This is a genomic window from Sporosarcina sp. P20a (assembly GCF_002743175.1).
Classification (GTDB): Bacteria; Bacillota; Bacilli; order Bacillales_A; family Planococcaceae; genus Sporosarcina.
This window is the reverse complement of record NZ_PDYT01000001.1, coordinates 204,283-225,003: the sequence shown is the minus strand read 5'-3', so window position 1 is coordinate 225,003 and position 20,721 is coordinate 204,283. Positions and strand designations below refer to the sequence as shown.

The following is a 20,721-nucleotide window of genomic DNA, read 5'->3' as shown; positions in this document are numbered from 1 at the left end:
CGCTCGGCAAAGACCTTAGTTCGTTCTAATAAGAGATAAAATTTCGGCACGTTTCACGTCATCATGTTCATAGATTCCTCTAGCAACGGTCGTGATCGTTTTAGCTCCCGGCTTCTTAATGCCTCTCATCGTCATACACATATGTTCAGCTTCGATGATGATATAGACACCATGGGGATTCAACTTTTCCATCATCGCATCTGCCACACTGGATGTAATGCGTTCTTGCAATTGGGGACGACGCGCTGCTGTTTCAACAGCTCTTGCCAACTTGCTCAAACCAGCAACTACTCCATTACGTGGAATGTATGCTACATGGGCGACTCCAAAAAATGGCACTAAGTGATGCTCACACATAGAATAAAATGAAATATCTTTCACCAATACGACTTCATCATGGTTCTCATGGAATACCGTATCGAAATACTCTCTTGGATCTTTGTTTAAACCTTCAAATACCTCTTGGTACATTTTTGCCACACGTTTTGGCGTCTCAAGTAATCCTTCACGAGTCGGATCTTCACCGATTGCTTCTAGGATCATCGTAACCGCCTGCTCTAATTTATTTATATCTTGCTCTTTCATAACAGCATGTCCTCCTTGTAGGAACAAAACCTATTTCCCCAAAATACTAGCACATTCCATTCATTCCGTATAGTTACTTGTACTTCATTATGTATACCATTTAAAAAACGGAAAGGAGTCCATCCATGGCCATCTGATGAACAGATTCGCTGGACGGACTCCTATGTAAAATCTCAAATTATTTTACTGCGTCTTTAAGTGCTTTACCTGCTTTGAAAGCTGGAACTTTACTTGCAGCGATTTCGATTTCTTCACCTGATTGTGGGTTACGTCCTTTACGTGCAGCACGTTCGCGTACTTCGAAGTTTCCGAAACCAATCAATTGAACTTTATCACCGTTAGCAAGAGTCGATTGAATTGTATCGAATACAGCTTCAACAGCTTTAGTTGCGTCTTTTTTTGTTAGACCTGCCGCTTCTGCCACAGAGTTAATTAATTCTGTTTTATTCACACCGTTCACCTCCTCTCAAAGGGGGATGCTATTGCTGTTAACACTGTAAAAAGAGTAACATAAGAAAAACCACGGTGCAACAATATTATCGCTCTTTTCCTTTATTCACGGCATTTCAAGCGATTTTCATAGAAAAGCATAGAAAAAAGACCCGTTTTTGACGGATCTTTCTTCATTTAAAATAATATTTCTTGTGTTATTTTCAGCTTTATACACCTTAAACGATAAAGGTTATCATGCCTTTATTTCCATCATTAACCATCTGTTCAATCGTTTCACGCAAGCGTTTTCTTGCTCGATCCGGAACCGCCGCGGTCTTATATCGAATACTTTCTTTCATGACTTCATGAAGTGGCGTGCCAAATAATTGCGTTTCCCATAATGCTTCACGGTCATGTAAATAAGCATTTTTCAATTCCTTCAGCAAGTGATGACTGTGGAATTCGGAACCAATTAAGGGAGCAAATTCCGCTTCCATATCGATTCGAATAATATGAAGTGAAGGTGCTTTCGCTTTCATTTTCACTCCATAAAACGTATCTTGTTTAATTAATTCAGGAGCAGTCGGCTGGAAATCTTCAATCGATGGCAACGCTACACCATAACCTGATTTTTTCGCAGTATCGATTGCTTCTGCGTACATATCATACGATTTTTTCGCCTTAACGGCTTCTTGAATAAAAACAAGCCAATCTTTTTTCGAGCGCATTTCTGTTCCCATGAACTCTTCGCACACATTGACAAAAGCTTGCTCATCCATATCAATCTTCACGATGGCACGGCCTTTACCTGCATCGACTTCTACTACTTCCGCTTGTCTAATAAACTCTTCTTCTTGCAATAACTCCGCAATCTCCTGTACTTTACGAATCTTAGAGACACCAAGGAAGCCATCTGTAATTAACTGATCAATACGTGCATTCAGCTTGTGGCTGTCCCCTAACTCCTCCATCCAGTCCGGACGTTGCAATTCGATATCCGTGATAGGGAATTCATACAGCGCCTCTTTAAGAATGAGCTGGATCTCCGCTGCATTGAGTTGATCCGCACTGATAGCAATTACGGGAACACCATATTTTTCATGTAATTGCTGTTTTAGTTCCAATGCTTTTTCATGAGCAGGCATTTTAGAATTTAATACAATGACGAACGGCTTACCGATTTCTTGCAGTTTCGAAACAATTTCTTTCTCAGCGACTTCAGCGGCTGCGCGTGAGATATTGTTCACCGTGCCGTCCGTCGTCAACAAAATTCCAATGGTGGAGTGATCACGAATGACTTTGTCTGTTCCGATGCGTGCTGCTTCTTGGAACGGGATTGGCTCGTTATGCCATGGTGTATGGACGTACTTCGGTCCATCCTCGTCCTCATATCCTTTAACGCCGTCTATAACATAGCCTACACAGTCTGCTAGGCGAATTTGGAATTCCAGTTCGCCATCCCCGATTGAAACGCTTGTGCCTTGGGCAGGTACGAATTTAGGTTCTGCAGTCATGATTACGGGACCTGGTGAACTTTGGGGAAGTTCGTCTTGTGCGCGTATCCGATCGTTGGCATCCGTCATGTTGGGGATTACAACTTCCTCCATGACTCGTTTGACAAATGTGGATTTCCCTACTCGAACAGGGCCTACCACGCCTATATAAATATCGCCGTCTGTTCTTCTAGCTAAGTTTTCGTATAGTTCTTCTTTCATCATTAGCCCTCCTTTTTCTCCGCATTGTAGCTTATGAAATAGAAAAACGTTTCATGCATAGTTGCATGAAACGTTTTTGGGTAATGGTACGAAACTTTCTTCTGAAGTGTTACTAAACATGAATAGTGGTTCGGGATTTCCGTTCCAGGCGGACGCTTTCCTGCGGGCATGGCTCGAGCCGCTTCCCTCACTTCGTTCAGTCCAGGGTCTCAAGCTCATGCTATTCCCGCGGGAGTCGCCGCCTTCCACTGCAATCCTAGTTATATTGTGTTGACAGTTTGTATCACTCTTTGAAATATGTAAAGTTCAAGTGCTTGATACATAAGGTCACCTACAAAGTAGAGACCGTTATTTCTTCATAAACACAGGTTCGTTGTTTTCGTCTACTGTGTATGGCAACGAGTATGCCGGGAGGACTAGGGAGTCTTCGTATAGTAGGTAACGGATATCTGTGCCCGGTTCTATTTCAGGCTTTTGCTCCATCAAGATCTTGTTGAGGTCGATGGAGTAGTCTACATAGAAGTTTCCGTCGCCGCCTACTACAATGGGCAGGTGGGCGTCAGAGTATGGGCTTTGGACGGTTAGTGGTTCTTTAAAGCCCATTTTCTTGAAGTCTACTGTATACACGTTGTCGCCAACAGGATCTAGGAATGGAAGTTCTCCATTGATAAATTTGCGTAGATTTAAGTCACGCAGTTTTTCAGTCGTACGCAAGTCGACTAGTTTAACTGTAGGATTTTCCTCTACATCCATAAGAACGTACTGGAAGATCCCACCATTTTCGAATGCGTTGGAGGGTATTTTTTCAGTGAAGTCCGGAACGATTTTCGAGAACTCAATTGGATATTTGATGAATTGATCGACTTTCTGATCGCGTGTTTTGATTGGTAACAGACCGCCTGATTGTTCTTGGTAGCGCTCTACGGCTTTTTGGATTGTCTCTTGCATTTCAGGATACGGTGTTTCACTTGCTTGTTTTTCTTCAGGCGGACGACCTCCGCAAGCAGACAGCAAGACTCCACATAGTAAGACCGAAAGTATAAGTAATCGTTTATTCATAATTTACGCCCCTCCAGTCGGTCCGTTGAATACCAAATAGACCATTGCGAAGAACGATGATATTAATAGTGTATAGGCAATAATCGCAAATAGAATTTGTAGTACACGGTTTTTTATTTTATAACGGCTCAAATAAATTAAGCCCATTGAAATCACCATGAATCCCATTGCATAAAATGATAGCCACATTTTATCTAACGAGGACAAAATTGTCACCCTCCTACTGTTTAAATACCGAAAAATGTATCGATTTCTTGCTTCTTACCGCGGGTCATTAATAGATCCACTGCTTGTTTAGGTGGAATGCCTCCAAATAGTATAGAATATAAGGCTTCTGTCAACGGCATGTTGACATCAAATTGCTGCGCCAACTGAAACGAAGCCTTCGTTGTACGCACACCTTCTATTACCATGCCCATTTCTTCAGTCACTCTCTCTAGGGGTTGGCCTTTACCAAGTAAGTTTCCTGCTCGCCAGTTTCTCGAGTGGACACTTGTACACGTAACAACCAAATCACCAAGTCCCGTTAATCCGGAAAATGTTTGTTGATCCGCGCCCATTTTAACACCTAGTCGCGTAATTTCTGCTAGCCCTCTTGTAATCAGAGCAGCTTTTGCATTATCACCGTAGCCAAGACCATCAGATATTCCAGCAGCTAAAGCAATAACATTTTTCAATGCCCCGCCCAGCTCCACGCCGATTACATCTTTATTCGTATAGACACGGAAATACTGGCTCATGAATAAATCTTGTATCCGTTCTGCCGCTTCCATGTCGCTTGAAGCGACTGCCACCGTTGTTGGATGTCTAAGTACGACTTCCTCCGCGTGACTCGGTCCAGACAGCACTACAATGGCTTCGCGCAGTGTTTCATCAATTTCATCTGCTATGATTTCAGAAATCCGTTCCAACGAATCTGGATCAATTCCTTTGGAGACGTGGACAAATGTAACCGGTTCTGTTAGTAATTCCTGTATATGACGACACGTCTCACGCATCGCAACAGTCGGTACGGCCAGTATAATCGTCTTCGCATGCTGGACCGCCATGTGCAGTTCATTAGTAGAGTTAAGGTTATCTGGCAGTTTCACATCTGGCAAATACCGGTTGTTCGTGTGCTGATTATGAATTTCATCCGCTTGTTCGGCACGCCTTGTCCAAATTAAGCTGTCATGTCCATTTTCAGCCAGCACAACAGCAAGTGCGGTACCCCAACTGCCCGCCCCGATTATAGAGACTTTTTCCATTACCTCCACCCTTTCTGTTTGCGTAGTTAACTTCTTGCTCTAGTGATTAAGCGAATTGGTGTACCTTCAAATCCAAAAGCTTCACGTAATCTGTTCTGTAAAAAGCGTTCATAAGAAAAGTGCATAAGTTCCGGTTCATTGACAAAGACCACGAATGTCGGTGGCTTAACAGCAACTTGTGTTGCATAGTAAATCCGCAAACGACGTCCTTTATCTGAAGGTGCAGGATTTCTAGCTACTGCGTCTTCTACTACCTCATTCAAGACACTTGACTGAATACGCATCGCATGATTTTCACTAATCAATTGGATATTAGAGAATAATGTATGCACACGTTGTTTCGTTTTAGCTGACACAAAGAAAATAGGTGCATAATCAAGGAATCTAAACTGATCGCGAATATCATCAATAAATTTATTCATCGTCTTATCATCTTTTTCAAGCGTATCCCATTTGTTCACAACAAACATGACACCTTTTCCTGCTTCTTCCGCAAAACCGGCTACACGTTTGTCCTGCTCACGAATACCTTCTTCTGCGTTCATGACAATCAATACAACATCAGAGCGATCAATCGCCTTCAAGGCACGTAATACACTGTATTTCTCTGTATTTTCGTATACCTTCCCTTTTTTACGCATTCCCGCTGTGTCGATAATTTTAAATTCTTGTCCTTCTATTACTTTTGTAGAGTCAATCGCATCTGTTGTCGTTCCAGCGATATCACTGACGATGACACGATCTTCACCAAGTAATGCGTTAACAAGTGACGACTTTCCGACATTCGGCCGGCCGATTAAACAGAACTTGATGGAATCGTCTTCCTCTTCTTCTAAGTTCATATCTTTAAAGCTTTCTGCGACAGCATCCAATAAATCACCAAGTCCTAGACCGTGTGATCCTGAAAGTGGATACGGCTCGCCAAATCCAAGTGAGTAGAAGTCATAGATCATGTCTCTCATTTCTGGATTATCTACTTTATTCACTGCCAATACGACTGGCTTGTTCGTTTTATACAACATACGTGCTACATGTTCATCTGAATCTGTCACACCATCTCTACCATTCGTCAAAAAGATGATGACGTCCGCTTCTTCAATGGCGATTTCAGCTTGCATACGAATTTGATCAAGTAATGGCTCATCACTCAGTTCAATGCCGCCTGTATCGATTAAGTTAAATTCATAATTCAACCAATCTGCTGCGCTGTATATACGATCTCGCGTTACACCGGCAACGTCTTCTACGATAGAAATACGTTCGCCTACGATCCGGTTAAAGATTGTCGACTTACCGACGTTTGGTCTTCCTACGATTGCTACTGTTGGTTTTTTCATGTTCTTTCATTACACCCTTCCGACCTATCTTTGAATATTATACACAAAAAGAATGATGATGCATATGAAAGCATCATCATTCCAGTTACGCTTATTCATCATTTGTGGCTAGTTTATCACATTCTGAAGATTATTTTTGGAATTTCTTTAGTTGATCGCCGATGACATCTGCTAAAGAGAAGCCAGTTGTTTCTTCAGGCATTTCATAACTAAAGTTTTCTTCACGTGCTTCTTGAGGCTTTTCTATAAGATCTTTAATGCTCAATGAGATACGTTTTTCCTGTGGGTTCACGTCTAATACTTTTACTTGTATAGACTGTCCTTCTTCAAGAACTTCTTGTGGCGTACCGATATGCTCATGTGCAATACGTGAAATGTGAACGAGTCCTTCCACGCCAGGCAAGATCTCAACGAATGCCCCATATGCTACAAGTCGTTTCACCGTACCTTCCAGTACAGAGCCAACTTCTGCTTTTTCTTCAATATTTTCCCATGGTCCAGGCAATGTATCTTTAATGGATAGAGATACGCGTTCTGCATCACGGTCAACAGACAATACTTTGACTTGGATTTCGTCTCCTTCTTTCAACACCTCCGACACGCTTTCGATATGTCCGTGTGAAATTTGTGAGATGTGGACCAAACCATCTACTCCACCGATATCAACGAATGCACCAAAAGATGCGATGCGTTGTACGGTACCATCTAGAATGTCACCTTCTTGAATTTCAGAAAGTGCGGCTTCTTTTTTCTTCTCATTCTGCGCTTGAACAACTGCACGGTGAGACAAAATCAAACGGTTCTTTTCTTTATCCATTTCAACGATTTTGAATGTCATCGTACGTCCTTTATAATCATCAAATGATTCAACGAAGTGATCTTCTACTAAAGAAGCTGGAATAAATCCACGTACGCCAAGGTCGACTACCAGTCCACCCTTTACTACGTCCTTTACTTCTGTTTCGATGATTTCACCGTTTTCAAATTTCTCTTCTAGTGAATCCCATGCATTTTCTGCATCTACTTGGCGCTTGGATAAGACGTAAGTCTCATCTTCCACTTTGGTAATCGCCAATTCTAATTCGTCACCGACTGAGACTGCATCTGCTGCTTTTTCAATATGCAAGCTAGAAAGTTCACTGATCGGAATCACGCCGTCAAAAGGAGCGCCAGCGATTTCAACCGTCACCGATTTCTCTTCAACCTTTGTCACTACACCCGTTACGTGTGCACCTTCACCGTATTCTTTAACTTCATCCATATTCATCTCTTCAGTCATATGTAGTCCTCCTCCATAATGATCCTATCTCTATATTATGCGAATTGAGACTTAAAAACAAAAAATTGCACTTATTCTTTTATTTGTACTGTTCAATCAACTTGGATATCTCTGCCATAATTGCCTCTGTTACCTCTTCGGCAGATGCTTTTCTTTCACGGTAAGCCGTCATATCCATAGCTTCACCATAAACTACTTTCAATTGCGAAAAAGCTTTATACGGTCCAATGATTGCACAAGGGACAACTTTTGCATCGCCACCTTTTAACGCAAAAAACCCTGCGCCTGCCAAACCTTTTCCAATCTCTCCCGTTTTGCTTCTAGTTCCTTCAGGGAAAAGGCCTACCACTTTATCTTCACGTAATAGTTTAATGGTTTTACGGAATGCTTCTCGATCACTCATGCCGCGTTTCACAGGATATGACTGTACTTTTGGTAATAAAGTTTTAAGAATCGGCTTTTCAAATAGTTCTTCTTTGGCCATAAAATGAACCGTTCTTGGGCATGTAATACCGACTATAGGCGGATCTAAATTATCTATATGATTTGTACATAAAAGCACGCCGCCTTGTTTAGGAAAGTTTTCTTTGCCAATTACCTTAATTCGATATAGTGGAAAGCAAACAGTACTAATCAAAAATTTGCCAAGTGGATATAAATTCATTGAGCTAACCTCTTTTCGGCATATTCGACAATCCTATTCGTTACTTCTTCTATTGTTTTCCCTGTTGTATCAATTATAATAGCATCTTCTGCTTTTTTTAAAGGGGATATTTTACGTTCGCTATCCGCTTGATCTCTCTCACTAATTTCTCTTTTCAATGTTTCATAATCAGACTTCATTCCGCGCTTTCGTTCTTCTAATAAACGACGCTCTGCACGCTCTTCTACAGAAGCTGTCATGAAGATTTTTAGTTCCGCTTCTGGCAAAACAGCAGTACCAATATCTCTGCCATCCATTACAACGGATGATTCCGCTGCCAAATTTTGCTGTTTAGCGACTAACAGTTCACGGACAGACGTCAAAGCCGCTATCGCTGAAACATTCGTCGTCACTTCGTGCGAACGTATCGCATCGGTTACCTCGATACCGTCCAGCAAAACTTTTTGCACTTCTTCATCCGGTTGCAATTCAATATCCGTTTGTGCAATCAGTCTCGTTATTTCTTCCTCATTACGTGGATCAGTGGCGCTTTGAAGTACTTTGTAAGTAATGGCACGATACATGGCCCCCGTATCGATATACGTATATCCTAATTTTTTAGCTACTAATTTAGCAATTGTACTTTTACCTGCCGCTGCAGGTCCGTCAATTGCGATTCTCATTCCACCTGTCATGATGAAAACCCCTCCATTTACGCCTTTATTGTACCATAAGCAAAAAGGAAAAGTCTGCTCTCGACAGACTTTTCCTTTAGTTATTTCGTAATTCTAACTGACGTTCAAAACAATAGCGAATAATGTGTTGTCGATCTTTGTCGTCTATTTCATTAAACACAAAAGAGCTCAGTCTGCGCTTCTCACTTTCCCAGTTCCTAACTACTTTCGCTTTACATGAAACATATTTGATTTCTGTTTTCGAGAAATACAATACGATCAATAATTTCACTTCTGTATTTTGCATGAAATAATCATGATCTTTCATATTGACTGCTAATCCTCCAGCGCTGATATCCATTGACACCAATTGCAATGATGAGGAATTTGCCAGTAACGCCACATCCAATGATGTATCGACACGAACGAATTCTCTTCTCTGGATTTTAATCAATTGCTGATCACCAGGATACTTCAGTTTAAGCATGGGTATCGTTTGGTTGACTCGGCTATGCACTTCCGTACGAAATGCATACGACATCTTATACTGGTCTACGAATGTAACGAGAAGCTGCGTACCATCTATGAAGAATGCTGTTTTTCCCGTCATCATGTTGATAGGGTAATCCATCATGAAGTGTTCTTCACCTTCAATATCCACTACACGACATTTAAATTTCTCCGATTCCTCGGTATAATCTTTTTCTAAAGTTAATACCGTCCCGATACTTAGTCTCATTTCTCCACCTGCCATTCGTCCTATGCTTTCATTATGTCATGTGGAGTAAATTTTTCCAATCCTTTTTTATTGTTTTTCTGTCGTTATGACTTCTAATGTCTCAGTGTCAACGAGAATCTTATATGTCTCCAAGTTGTCTTTTCCGGAAACGACTGTTAAATAATGCGCAAGGCGTTGGACCATTTGACTATTTTCTACGTAGGCAAGCTCCTGAGCCATTACTGTAACGTCCGGCCTAAAGAACGTGTGCCACTCCGCTGTACGAATAGGTTGTGATTTCGGTTGCTCTTTTCGAATGTACTCCGATGCATTCAGACCAATCACTTCACCGTTGTCTTTTGCTAACTTGATATGAATCGGGTCTGAGAATACTTTGGCATCATTTTCAGGGTGCACTCGGACGTAAACAAAATGCCATGCGGTATCATTTTCTCTTGCCTCTTCCAAAACCAAATCCGTATAATCCGCTTTTTGTAAAAACTCATCAGCTAGTTTCTCTAGTTCTTCATAGGATACTGTGGGCTTACCCATACGACGCTCCACGAGATACGACAGAACATGTCCACCTTTTTCAGTTATATCAATATAGCCAATTGAAGAATTTTCCGCGAAACGGATATGATAAAATGGATAGGGAGCGCCTTTCCTACTTCTTTCTGCTGCAATGATATCATTCGACACAGCCGGCAGAAGCTTCTTGAATTTTTGAATCGCTTCGTCCTCGCTAATTTTCTTTTCTTTAATATCACGCAACTCTTTTTTCTTCTTGGCATCAGACTCGCTTGCTGTTAATGGGAATACCGCTTCTGTATATTGCATGACAGACTCTCCCATTTTCGACCAATTCGCCTGGCCATCTGGCGAGTCACGCAACTTCTTTTCCCAGTTACTCATCGACATTCTTCTTGAAAACATATCTTTTGTTGCCAATTGCCATTCATTCGTCAATTCATTAAGATTTTCTGAAGCACGTTGCATAACACCATAATATTCGTCAGGCTCGCCATTTTCCGTAGATTCCTTTGCGAAATTCCCTAACCGTCCTAAGTAATTCATCCAGGAAGTAGAGAAACTTTCATCTACAGGAAGTGAGGAAATAGACGATTTGATGTCTGAAGACAAACGCCAAATATCTTCCCTTTCCTTTGCAGAACTTTTTTGATCTTCAAAAAGCAACGACTTGTTTACCGCCTCTTCCAACTCACCAAGTTTTTGCGAGGCATCCGTCATACTTTTCGAATATTGGCCATTCAGTGCGATCGATAAATCTTCATTTTCACGTACCGTTCCAAACGTATATATTCCCAATACAATAAATGAATAGGTCAGAATGAAAATCATTCGTTTCATAAGTAGCTAGGTCCTCCTTTCTATTAGTCACAAAAGATGTGTAAACCGATTTTCTTAATTTGCGGTCTTGACCAAATCCATTTACTAGTCGCTGTGATTGGATTGAAATAGTATATTGCGTTTTCTGAAGGATCCCAGCCGTTGATTGCATCGATGACTGCTTCTTTCGCGCGCTCATTCGGTGTCAGCCAAATCTGCCCATCCGCAACTGCAGTAAACGCTCCTGGTTGAAAGATGACGCCACCAATAGAATCAGGAAAATCTGCATGTTCGACACGGTTTAAAATAACTGCTGCCACCGCCACTTGTCCTTCGTATGGCTCTCCACGAGATTCGCCATATACTGCATTGGCCAATAAATTAATATCCTGGTCGGTATATTTAGGGGGTGCCTGCATTTGGGTTTGCGTCTGCTTGTGTGGTGCACTTCCCTTTTTCACCTGCGATTCAAGCGACTGACCACCGTAATAGGTAAATTGATTTCCTTTCGCAATCTGTCCCTTTACATACTTTTCATCGTAATCAGAAATTCCTTGCAACTTCTTCTGAGTCCCTTTACCCGCAATCCCGTCAAGCGGCAAACCGTATTGTTCCTGGAAATTGCGTAATGCCCAGTAAGTCCCAAATCCAAAATTACCATCAATCTCTCCATGATAGAAACCGATATATTGAAGCCTCGCTTGTAACTCAATGACATCATCTCCTTTTGCACCTTTTGCCAAGTCACGTCCACTAAATGCTTCACTATGACTCACAAAGAAAGAAAACATCATGATGCCTGCCAGTAATAAAAATAGGAAGCGTTTTGTAATTCGCTTCATAGACATCCACCTCCAAAAAATTGTGCTTCCTTGTAGGTTATCCAATATTCAGTATTTTATAAGGCGAAAAATCCGTCTGATTTACTCAGACGGATTTCTAGAAGTTTGATTGATTTCTTTTTCTAAATTGCTGCATTGCAAAAGTGTGCGCATACTTCACTCGTGTCAAGCCAAACCACCAAAGGAATAGCATAAAAGGGATCATTAAATATAACCAATAATCATAGGTAAATAAAATCGCATTGTAGAGGACATGGAGCAAGAATGGAGCCAAAAATGCAATAGTTATCCATTTTACTTTTTCTGATACAGCAGAAAACTTCGCTTTTCCAAAATAATACCCCATGACGACACCAAATAACGCGTGGCTTGAGACAGGGAGTAATGCACGAATAAAAGCTGTGTCTAAACCAAAGGATAATAAATATAAAATATTTTCCACTGTAGCAAATCCAAGCGAAACACTCGCCCCGTATAAAATCCCATCATAAGCATCTTCAAATTCAATTGTTTTATACACGAGAATAAAAATAATAATCCATTTAAAAAATTCTTCTAAACTGCTCGTAAATAATACATTACGGAAAAATTCATTGTTAAATACATGCTCTTCTTCAAATACATGCTGAATAAACAAAATAGGAAATGTCATGATTGCACCGTAAATGAATGCATGGAATAGCGTCTTGGATGGCTCTTTAGCAATTTGTTTACGTAAATACAAATAACTGAAAAGTGCCAGCGCCGGCGCTATTGCGACTGTCAGTAAAATAAACATAGGCGCCTCCTCATGTCGGTAGTATATCACATCATAAATGAAAAAAGCCGCTTGACCTGTAAGGCAAGCGACTGATCCATTCACTTATTTTGTGCAATACATTGCGCAATCATTCCACCATGGAACCGACCATTTTCGATGAAAATTTCATTGGCATTATTTCCAGCCGCAATGACACCCGCGATAAATAAATTATCCACGTTCGTTTCCATTGTATCTTCATTGAAAATAGGTCTTCCAGATTGTTCATCTACTTTAATACCTATTTTACGTAAAAATGCATGATCCGGATGATAACCGATCATCGCAAAGACATAGTCACTTTCGAGATCAAATATAGTTCCTTGCTGATTGACGGTGACAGTTTTTTCAGTGATTTTGGTAACGTCTGCATTGAAATACATATCGATTTGACCATTCCGCACTAAACTATCAAAGCCAGGCAAAATCCAAGGTTTGACACTATTTGAATACGTATCATTACGGTAAACGACCGTAACGTGCGCTCCAGCACGCTGTAATTCCAATGCCGCATCGACTGCAGAATTTTTGCCACCAATGACTGTTACTTTTTTATTGAAATACGGATGTGCTTCTTTAAAGTAATGGAAAACAGTTGGCAAATCTTCTCCTTCCACATGTAAACGATTTGGCTGATCATAATAACCTGTTGCTACTACAACATACTTCGCACTATAGACCGCTTGATCCGTTTTCACGGTGAATTGACCACCATTTTTAACTACATCTTCCACTCGCTCATGGCTATTAATTTGCAGTTCTTCAATTTGTGCAACGGTTCTATAATAGACCAATGCATCATTACGTTTCGGTTTATCCATCGCTGTAATAAATGGCGTCTTGCCAATTGATAACTTCAAGCTTGAACTAAAAAAGGTTTGGTGAGTCGGATAATTATAAATGGAATGCACGATATTTCCTTTTTCAATTACTACTACCGACAAACCGATATTTTGTAGTTCAATTGCCGCTGATAAGCCACATGGACCGCCACCGACAATTACTGCATCTACAGAATTCATGACATCTACTCTCCTGACTTCTAACTACCTAATAGTGAACTTCCACTACATGACATTCGGGTTTTGCACCGAGTCGTAACGGTAACTTGGTCGTTCCATAGCCGTTACTGATTAATTTCGCACCGTATTTCGTTATCTGGAAACAACCTAGATCCTGCAATCCCCATGGTCCAAATCTAATTTGTCCACCATGTGTATGCCCAGCAACCGACAATTTAGGTTGCAGTTGCTCCTCTACTTTTTTAAACAAAGAAGGATTGTGCACAGCCAGAATTAAATACTCATATCCACTTGCTGAGTCGATTGCTTTATTGATATCGACGGTACCATTATTCCGATCCTGCAGTCCACATAATCCGAAGCGTGGATGATTCGGTACGGTTGCTGTACTATCTACGAGTACCGTTGCGCCTACTTCATCCATCACTTGCAAAATGTTTTTTCTACCAACCTCTTTATCATTATTACCAAAAATATAAAATAGCGGTCCTACTGAAGACAGCAAACGCATGTTATGCAAAATCCGCTCCATAGGTACACCTTTTTCAGCTACATCTCCGCCTACTATGACTGCATCAATTGCACGCGTACGTAATTCATCGATTAATCGAGGCGAAATAGTACGTCTGTGTATATCCGAAATAAAAAATATATTCAACTGTTTAGTAGGAGTTGGATCAATCGACAAAGTATGCGTTAGCAAACGATTTCGATTGGCCAACGTATACATATACGTCAACGTAGTTATTGCTGATAAAAGAACTGATATTCCTGCTGTTTTTGCCTTTTTCATTAGTCAGCTCCCATAGAAAAAAGCAAAGTATCCACTTTGCTTTTGTAGTAATAAATTTCATTAGTAGTATAGCAAGATTCCGATAATACCCTCAACCATTTTACTTTCGTTATGAAACTGCACCCAAGTATTCTGTCATCGTTGGATGAAACCCAACCGATAACTCAACTTTTTCCACTGGCACTTGGTCGGGAACGTCAGGGGAATAGAGATCGGATAATACGTAGAGTAAAATAATGATAGGAATTAGCGTAAAGATTGCTAGAAAGATATTGATGATCTTCACACGACCGTATTTTTCCTCTTTCTTCTTTCCATGTACTTCTGCACGGGAAGGAAGTTTATCAGAAGGCACTTTATCTTTAATCTCTTTTCGCTGCCGTTCAAAATCCATCTTATATTGATCGTTTAACATGTCTAATTTCTCCTTCACACCGCATAATGTCTGTTGCTATTATATGATGCAATTCGTTTATTCATCCCTGAAAAGTACGTCCGCTCATAAACTCATCTGTTTCTATTATGCCGAATTTTGTCTTAAAAGTAAATACAGACAGTTAGGATCAACCTAATAATTGATGCAGTCGTTCACGCCACTGTAACGGCTTAGCGACCCTCTCAGGTAAAGATTCCGATTTCAATAGCCAGCTATCATCAAGATTCTGACAGTTTGAACAGCAATCCATTTCTGCTGGTGAAGTGTTTTCGTCAAAAAACTGTACTAATTTCCTACGTAAGCAGCTATCACATTTTATATAGCTTTCCATTTCCTCAATTTGTTTCTCTTTTACATGATAAATCTGCTGAATTTGTCGAACGACATTTTCCACATCAAATTGTTCCAAATAATAATCAAGTAGACGGGATGAGACTTCAGACAATCCTGCTTGTTCTGCAGCCAATCGCTCTCCAGTTCCTGCTTGCAATAAAGAAGAATAATAGAGAGTTTGCTGTTCATCGGGCAAATCTTCATAGACAATGAATTTCACTTTCTGAATATCTCGATCATTATACAAAAGAGTGGCGGCTGCTTTTCCTCCGTCACGCCCTGCACGCCCGACTTCTTGTATATACGCACTTGGAGTGGCAGGGATATGTTCATGAATAATTTGTCGAATATCATCTTTATGAATTCCCATACCGAATGCATTAGTCGCGCAGATCCACTCAAGTTCTCCTTGGACAAATTGTTCTTGAATGATTGACCGTTCGTCCTGTTCTTTGCCCCCATGATAACTAGCAGTCGCGATGCCTCTTTCTCTGATGATTGCAGAAAGTTTATCGGCACGCTTTCGTGAAGCTACATAAATTATTCCAGGACCGATTGTCGTAGAGAGCCTGTCGATAACCCATTCTGTCTTTGCTAATTCATTGTCCATCTTCAATATACGATACGAAATAGCCGTTCGATCCATCGGCTGACGTTCAATATACGGGTTATTCATTTGCAAATACGTAGTGATATCCCCCACTACTTTTTTATTCGCAGTAGCCGTTAATGCCAAAACCGGTGATCTTCTTGAAACTGCGAATAGTTCTTTTAACCGTAAATAATCTGGACGAAAGTCAAATCCCCACTCTGAAATACAATGCGCTTCATCTACTACGAAAAAAGCAATATGTAATTGGTTTACGAGTTGTTGAACAGTTTTTTGCATCATCATTTCAGGTGATAAAAAAATAAATTTATATTGAGATAAAGTAGACAGCGCTAATTCTTTCTCCTGACTGGATAAAAATGAATTAATGGCCACAACGCGTTTCTCTTTATGTTTACGTAAATTAGCAACTTGATCTTCCATCAACGCAACGAGCGGAGAGATAATGACCACTGCACCATTGAGCATATACGCGGGTAACTGATAGCAAAGGGATTTCCCCATGCCTGTAGGAAAAATTGCTACCGCATCTCTTCCTGCAAGAATTTCTGTAATGACTTCTCGTTGTCCTGGACGAAATGATTCATACCCGAATTTTTGATGCAAAACATCCTGTAGCTCCATTAGCTCTCCCTCCTTCCAATAATGATTATTAATCGTAGTTGAAAATACATCAATTCTGGACACTGTTCTTTTAATACACGTAATCGCTTTGTTTGCATCTGTTCTACATGACGCCAAACTTGATCAATTTGTTCGTTTGTCACAAACTCTTTATATGGAAAATTTTCTACATTCGCAGCCATTTCAATAAAATGATCTTCTATTGTACTTAATTTCAAATTCCGCAAAGTAGAAATTTGTTCAACGGTATAACCACGCTCGAATAGCTTCCTCGTTCTCTCAGCGGATTGTGTCAAATACGTGTCCACTCTACAACCTGCAGCTAATTCCTTCAGCAACGGAGTATTTCGTTGTTGGTGAATAAAATCGAGCAACATATGCAATGCTTCTAGATAATAAAGTTGGATCGAACGGGTCGGCATGTTGAGACTTTCCGCCATCTGCTCCCAAGTAAAGGCGGTAAGCCGGTTTCCTGATAATCGACCAATCACTATTGTACATTGTAGCTCCGGTACTTGAGCGTTTATTAGTGCGTGTTCCAATTCATTCTGCAACGATATAGATAGTGTATTCATCGGTTTTGATTGATTACGCAGAAATCCTTTTACAAATTTCTGAGTAGGCAATTCTTTCTGAATCGGCATGAACATAGTTTCACCACTTCGCAAATTAGACAAGGTTTGAACTGTCAATGCCAATCGCCTACCGAATTCTCTTTCACGTCCACGATAGTCCCAGCCATTAAATCGCCACATTTCACTACCTGTCGCCATTTGACCTTTTGCTGTGACATAAACAAGTTTATCTATATAGATTAAACCGTCCGCCACCATCCGCTCCAGCGCCTGCTGGAATTCGCTTAATGACAACTGTGGCAACAGTGCGTAGTATGATTTGACTTGATAATATTCGACGTCTTGCAATGTCTGTCCCGATCGTTTGCCACGAAGTATGTGGTAGACTCCTTGCGCTGAACGCTCACCATGGAGGCGTTGAAAGATCGTTAGTAAGATGGAATCAAAACTCATTTGCGCTCCCTCCTGAAGAAATAACGTTTTTTTGTTGAAAAGTGATGAAAACAGCTTTAGAATAGAGTAGATACAAAATAGGTTGAGTGAATGGAAGAAGGGAGAAAGACAAATGTCTAGCAAAAAATATACGATTGTCGATCAGGATACGTGTATAGCTTGCGGGGCCTGCGGGGCTGCTGCACCAGATATATATGATTATGACGATGAGGGGATTGCATTTGTTATTTTAGATGATAACACGGGAAACACTGAAGTTCCAGAAGAACTGATGGAGGATCTCGAGGATGCATATGATGGCTGCCCTACCGATTCAATTAAAATTGCGGATGAGGCCTTCGAAGGCGATCCATTAAAATATGAAGATTGATTCAATCCCAACAACACTTCCTACTATTGGATGTGTTGTTTTTTTATTTGATGAATCAATTGGAGAGATCATTAACTATACTTGAGATGATCAGGCTGGTATTTGGATAGGGGTGGGTATTTCCGTTCCGAGCGGACGCTTTCCTGCGGGCATGGCTTGAGCCTTCTCGGCGCTTCGCTTCTGCGGGGTCTCAAGGCTCATGCTTATCCCGCGGGAGTCGCCGCTGGGAACGAAAATCCCTGCAGAGTATGGGGTAGCCACTTATTGTTTCACTCTAAAGCTAGGATTGTAAATAATCTCTACCTGAAACGAGACATAATCTGCGCTTTTATTTGACATTGAACTTAAATAAATTCAATGACAACAATAATTCACAAACTATCGACAGTGTGTGATATACATATATCCACTTTATATGTAAGGATTGCAACGGAAGATGGGGGCGACTTCGGGAGGATCAGGCCGACAGGTGAGACAACTAAAGGAACGAAGTGACTAGTTGGCTCAACGCGGCCCCTCCAGAAAGCGTCCGCCAGCTGCAGTGGAAATCCCATGACGTTACAATTGCCACACTTCCCACTCTCCACTCTCCACTTACATAAAAAACCAGCCTTCCCTGTTTGCAGGAAGACTGGCGCTTTTATGATTTAGAACAATAATTTCTTTTGTTGCTGAAGAATCCACTTCTCCATGCTTCTATATAACATCAACGTGATGGCTAATAGCATTATACCCTTGACCAAGTTGAACGGTAAGATTCCTAATATGATCATCTGATACAGCGAGTCGCCTGTAACTGCTGGCATACCAAGGAAGTATGTGTACATCGGCAAGAACACTAAGTAATTCAACAAGCTCATACCTACTGCCATTGCTACCGTACCCGCGATCAAACCTGATGCAAGACCTTTAGCTGAACGATACTTCGTGAAAATCCAGTAGATTGGCATAATGAATAATACACCTGTCACAAAGTTTGCAACTTCTCCTACCGGTACTCCTGTCGGGCTTCCTGATAAGAACCAGTGCATGACGTTCTTCAATATCTCTACGCCTATACCTGCAACAGGTCCCATCGTCATGATCGCCATAACAGCAGGAATCTCACTGAAATCGATCTTTAAAAATCCAGGCATTGCCGGGATCGGAAAGTTGAACTGCATTAGCACAGTTGAAATACTTCCCAAAATCGCCACCAAAATCAGCTTACGTAACTTCTTGTTATTCACTTGTTCCTCTCTCCTTTTGCGATTCACTTCAAAAGAGGAAAGGCTGGCTCATCTGTTGTTCGCTAAAAATCCCTAAAGCATAAATGCTTTAGGGAGAGTTAAATGCACTGTTAAGAACAGATAATTTACAAACTTATCCGTCAGGAAACAAGCACCACTTTTGCGTACACAAAAAGATGGCTGCACCTTCACCTTCTCCCATCCAGACTATACTGTCGGCTCCGGAATCTCACCAGAATCAGCTGTTAAGCTCGCGGGCTAAAAGTAGTATTCTACTTCATTTCCGCCGGTCGGGAATTACACCCTGCCCCGAAGATGAATCAATATTTAATTATGAACCTATTATAGCGTAAAAAAACTGTTTTGTAAACTTTACGAGTTTACAAAACAGAATTATTCGTTAATTAGATACTTTGGATTTGAACCCATCGGTTTTTCCAATGGTTGAGTGAAGTCAAAATGATTCCATTGTTCCTGCGCGATTTGATCGAATTCTACCTGTTTATCGAAACTTGCCGCCGTCAGCAAGATTCCGTCTAGTAGTTGCATTGCTTCTTCTGATTGCATTTTATCTAAATCAAGCACATCAGTAAATTTTACGTTAACAATACCTTTAACTTCTTTGGCTGTGAAGTCTATTCCTTTAGGGACCACAGTCGAATAGATATCATTTGGTGACTTCTTCATATCACGCAAAGCTTGTTCTACCGTTTCAAAGGCCTTGCCGAAATTAGTGGAAAGTACCGCTTCTCCATCTGATTTTAAAAATCGATAGTAGGCTTGATGCGAAACCGCCCCTGACAAGGCAATCGGTTCATCCACTTGACCTACTTGTTCAAACGTTATTGAAGATGCATCTTCTTGTAAAAACTTTATTTCATCGTATCCTTGAAACGTATCTTGTACAGATAAATTCAACATCTCAAGTGTCGCACTCGACGTGTCATAGTTATGGTTTGCAGTAAACTTCATTTGAACTTGCTTACCGTTTGAGGAGATCATCGCTTTATACGGATGGTACTCTATAAATCCAAGTGCTTCTTCATCTATTGTATTCGCATACTCATTATACAGTGCAACTGCATCCGGCGATACCCCTAAGCCTTCAGGAAGACGTTCATTCGGTATTAGGAATGTTATAGGAACAATGGTTGCCTGATCGGTAGCCAGGCCAATATGAAACGCTGTGTGATCCAGGACGTCAGCAGGATAGACAGCGTACGAGAGCGGAGCTGAAACTTGCCTTGTAAACACGGATGCATCACTCGCGTCATTCGACTGCATTTCTTCATTATTCTCCATCTCGATAGTATCAGCTGTTTCCTCTGTCGTTACTTTATCCATCGATACTTCATTATTTTGCTGAATGAATGTCGGCACGATGATGGTGAGCAATACAATGGCAGCAACAGCTGCAATGATTGGTGGCCATTTTGACTTGGAAGGCTTTTTTATAGGCTCTTTCGATTCAGAAAGTCTCGAATCTTCTTTTAACCGTTGCAAAATTTCGTCTTTGGTACGCTGATCTTTAACGACCGGCATGTCACGTAAACGTTTTTCAATATCGTCTTCATTCCACTTGTCTTTGCTCACCTC

22 protein-coding genes and 1 riboswitch are annotated in these 20,721 nt (G+C 40.9%); of the genes, 1 reads left to right on the top strand and 21 read right to left on the bottom strand.

Annotated features, from left to right (window positions below; all coding sequences use genetic code 11):
- Nucleotides 1–15 precede the first annotated feature (15 nt).
- The 19 genes from folE to CSV72_RS01030 form a co-directional block, all read right to left on the bottom strand.
- Entirely contained in the window at nt 16–585 is a 570-nt protein-coding gene (folE, locus tag CSV72_RS01120; protein ID WP_099676749.1) for a GTP cyclohydrolase I FolE, read from the bottom strand.
- A 178-nt stretch (nt 586–763) separates the two neighbouring features.
- Complete coding sequence (locus tag CSV72_RS01115) at nt 764–1,036, bottom strand: HU family DNA-binding protein (protein ID WP_037561579.1); 273 nt, start codon at nt 1,034–1,036, stop codon at nt 764–766.
- Between the two features lie 217 nt (nt 1,037–1,253).
- Nucleotides 1,254–2,732: a stage IV sporulation protein A gene (gene spoIVA / locus CSV72_RS01110; protein WP_099634673.1), complete on the bottom strand. Its 1,479-nt coding sequence runs from the start codon at nt 2,730–2,732 to the stop codon at nt 1,254–1,256.
- A gap of 348 nt (nt 2,733–3,080) precedes the next feature.
- Entirely contained in the window at nt 3,081–3,791 is a 711-nt protein-coding gene (locus CSV72_RS01105; RefSeq protein ID WP_099676748.1) for an LptM family lipoprotein, read from the bottom strand.
- 3 nt (nt 3,792–3,794) lie between these two features.
- On the bottom strand, nt 3,795–3,998 hold the full coding sequence (locus tag CSV72_RS01100) for a DUF2768 domain-containing protein (protein ID WP_099634671.1): 204 nt from the start codon (nt 3,996–3,998) through the stop codon (nt 3,795–3,797).
- Between the two features lie 20 nt (nt 3,999–4,018).
- Entirely contained in the window at nt 4,019–5,038 is a 1,020-nt protein-coding gene (locus tag CSV72_RS01095; RefSeq protein ID WP_099676747.1) for an NAD(P)H-dependent glycerol-3-phosphate dehydrogenase, read from the bottom strand.
- A 26-nt stretch (nt 5,039–5,064) separates the two neighbouring features.
- Nucleotides 5,065–6,375, bottom strand: coding sequence for a ribosome biogenesis GTPase Der (der, locus tag CSV72_RS01090; protein WP_099676746.1), 1,311 nt, complete (start codon nt 6,373–6,375; stop codon nt 5,065–5,067).
- 130 nt (nt 6,376–6,505) lie between these two features.
- Nucleotides 6,506–7,654: a 30S ribosomal protein S1 gene (gene rpsA, locus CSV72_RS01085; protein ID WP_099676745.1), complete on the bottom strand. Its 1,149-nt coding sequence runs from the start codon at nt 7,652–7,654 to the stop codon at nt 6,506–6,508.
- A 79-nt stretch (nt 7,655–7,733) separates the two neighbouring features.
- Entirely contained in the window at nt 7,734–8,318 is a 585-nt protein-coding gene (locus CSV72_RS01080; RefSeq protein ID WP_099676744.1) for a lysophospholipid acyltransferase family protein, read from the bottom strand.
- Entirely contained in the window at nt 8,315–8,992 is a 678-nt protein-coding gene (gene cmk / locus CSV72_RS01075) for a (d)CMP kinase (protein WP_099676743.1), read from the bottom strand. The genes CSV72_RS01080 and cmk overlap by 4 nt, the downstream gene beginning before the upstream one ends.
- A 76-nt stretch (nt 8,993–9,068) precedes the next feature.
- Nucleotides 9,069–9,710 (bottom strand): flagellar brake protein, encoded by a 642-nt coding sequence (locus tag CSV72_RS01070; protein WP_158232106.1) that lies wholly within the window; start codon nt 9,708–9,710, stop codon nt 9,069–9,071.
- Between the two features lie 66 nt (nt 9,711–9,776).
- A complete protein-coding gene (locus tag CSV72_RS01065; protein WP_099676741.1) occupies nt 9,777–11,060 on the bottom strand; it encodes a PepSY1/2 domain-containing protein in 1,284 nt (427 codons plus the stop codon).
- Nucleotides 11,061–11,083: 23 nt separating this feature from the next.
- Nucleotides 11,084–11,881: a spore cortex-lytic enzyme gene (gene sleB, locus CSV72_RS01060; protein WP_099676740.1), complete on the bottom strand. Its 798-nt coding sequence runs from the start codon at nt 11,879–11,881 to the stop codon at nt 11,084–11,086.
- Nucleotides 11,882–11,978: 97 nt separating this feature from the next.
- Nucleotides 11,979–12,659, bottom strand: a complete 681-nt coding sequence (gene prsW, locus CSV72_RS01055) for a glutamic-type intramembrane protease PrsW (RefSeq protein WP_099676739.1) — start codon at nt 12,657–12,659, stop codon at nt 11,979–11,981.
- An 80-nt stretch (nt 12,660–12,739) separates the two neighbouring features.
- Nucleotides 12,740–13,702 carry a YpdA family putative bacillithiol disulfide reductase gene (locus tag CSV72_RS01050; RefSeq protein WP_099676738.1) on the bottom strand — a complete coding sequence of 321 codons (963 nt, stop codon included), beginning with the start codon at nt 13,700–13,702 and terminating at the stop codon, nt 12,740–12,742.
- A gap of 28 nt (nt 13,703–13,730) precedes the next feature.
- Nucleotides 13,731–14,495: a metallophosphoesterase gene (locus tag CSV72_RS01045; protein WP_099676737.1), complete on the bottom strand. Its 765-nt coding sequence runs from the start codon at nt 14,493–14,495 to the stop codon at nt 13,731–13,733.
- A 109-nt stretch (nt 14,496–14,604) separates the two neighbouring features.
- Entirely contained in the window at nt 14,605–14,910 is a 306-nt protein-coding gene (locus CSV72_RS01040; protein ID WP_085428786.1) for a hypothetical protein, read from the bottom strand.
- A gap of 148 nt (nt 14,911–15,058) precedes the next feature.
- Nucleotides 15,059–16,498 (bottom strand): RecQ family ATP-dependent DNA helicase, encoded by a 1,440-nt coding sequence (locus tag CSV72_RS01035; protein WP_099676736.1) that lies wholly within the window; start codon nt 16,496–16,498, stop codon nt 15,059–15,061.
- Nucleotides 16,498–17,526, bottom strand: coding sequence for a YpbB family protein (locus CSV72_RS01030; RefSeq protein ID WP_099676735.1), 1,029 nt, complete (start codon nt 17,524–17,526; stop codon nt 16,498–16,500). The genes CSV72_RS01035 and CSV72_RS01030 overlap by 1 nt, the downstream gene beginning before the upstream one ends.
- Nucleotides 17,527–17,638: 112 nt before the next feature.
- On the opposite strand from CSV72_RS01030, the gene CSV72_RS01025 reads away from it, so the two are divergent.
- Entirely contained in the window at nt 17,639–17,896 is a 258-nt protein-coding gene (locus tag CSV72_RS01025) for a ferredoxin (protein ID WP_029053065.1), read from the top strand.
- Nucleotides 17,897–18,543: 647 nt separating this feature from the next.
- Here CSV72_RS01025 and CSV72_RS01020 read toward each other — a convergent pair.
- Nucleotides 18,544–19,125 carry an ECF transporter S component gene (locus CSV72_RS01020; protein WP_099676734.1) on the bottom strand — a complete coding sequence of 194 codons (582 nt, stop codon included), beginning with the start codon at nt 19,123–19,125 and terminating at the stop codon, nt 18,544–18,546.
- 186 nt (nt 19,126–19,311) lie between these two features.
- Nucleotides 19,312–19,446: riboswitch (FMN riboswitch) on the bottom strand.
- Between the two features lie 72 nt (nt 19,447–19,518).
- Entirely contained in the window at nt 19,519–20,718 is a 1,200-nt protein-coding gene (locus CSV72_RS01015; protein WP_099676733.1) for a GerMN domain-containing protein, read from the bottom strand.
- Nucleotides 20,719–20,721 lie beyond the last annotated feature (3 nt).

Bases quoted from the DNA above. Each gene is read 5' to 3' on its own strand.
- folE (WP_099676749.1), bottom strand. From the start codon at position 585: ATGAAAGAGCAAGATATAAATAAATTAGAGCAGGCGGTTACGATGATC.
- spoIVA (WP_099634673.1), bottom strand. From the start codon at position 2,732: ATGAAAGAAGAACTATACGAAAACTTAGCTAGAAGAACAGACGGCGAT.
- CSV72_RS01105 (WP_099676748.1), bottom strand. From the start codon at position 3,791: ATGAATAAACGATTACTTATACTTTCGGTCTTACTATGTGGAGTCTTG.
- CSV72_RS01095 (WP_099676747.1), bottom strand. From the start codon at position 5,038: ATGGAAAAAGTCTCTATAATCGGGGCGGGCAGTTGGGGTACCGCACTT.
- der (WP_099676746.1), bottom strand. From the start codon at position 6,375: ATGAAAAAACCAACAGTAGCAATCGTAGGAAGACCAAACGTCGGTAAG.
- rpsA (WP_099676745.1), bottom strand. From the start codon at position 7,654: ATGACTGAAGAGATGAATATGGATGAAGTTAAAGAATACGGTGAAGGT.
- CSV72_RS01080 (WP_099676744.1), bottom strand. From the start codon at position 8,318: ATGAATTTATATCCACTTGGCAAATTTTTGATTAGTACTGTTTGCTTT.
- cmk (WP_099676743.1), bottom strand. From the start codon at position 8,992: ATGACAGGTGGAATGAGAATCGCAATTGACGGACCTGCAGCGGCAGGT.
- CSV72_RS01070 (WP_158232106.1), bottom strand. From the start codon at position 9,710: ATGAGACTAAGTATCGGGACGGTATTAACTTTAGAAAAAGATTATACC.
- CSV72_RS01065 (WP_099676741.1), bottom strand. From the start codon at position 11,060: ATGAAACGAATGATTTTCATTCTGACCTATTCATTTATTGTATTGGGA.
- sleB (WP_099676740.1), bottom strand. From the start codon at position 11,881: ATGAAGCGAATTACAAAACGCTTCCTATTTTTATTACTGGCAGGCATC.
- prsW (WP_099676739.1), bottom strand. From the start codon at position 12,659: ATGTTTATTTTACTGACAGTCGCAATAGCGCCGGCGCTGGCACTTTTC.
- CSV72_RS01050 (WP_099676738.1), bottom strand. From the start codon at position 13,702: ATGAATTCTGTAGATGCAGTAATTGTCGGTGGCGGTCCATGTGGCTTA.
- CSV72_RS01045 (WP_099676737.1), bottom strand. From the start codon at position 14,495: ATGAAAAAGGCAAAAACAGCAGGAATATCAGTTCTTTTATCAGCAATA.
- CSV72_RS01040 (WP_085428786.1), bottom strand. From the start codon at position 14,910: ATGTTAAACGATCAATATAAGATGGATTTTGAACGGCAGCGAAAAGAG.
- CSV72_RS01035 (WP_099676736.1), bottom strand. From the start codon at position 16,498: ATGGAGCTACAGGATGTTTTGCATCAAAAATTCGGGTATGAATCATTT.
- CSV72_RS01030 (WP_099676735.1), bottom strand. From the start codon at position 17,526: ATGAGTTTTGATTCCATCTTACTAACGATCTTTCAACGCCTCCATGGT.
- CSV72_RS01025 (WP_029053065.1), top strand. From the start codon at position 17,639: ATGTCTAGCAAAAAATATACGATTGTCGATCAGGATACGTGTATAGCT.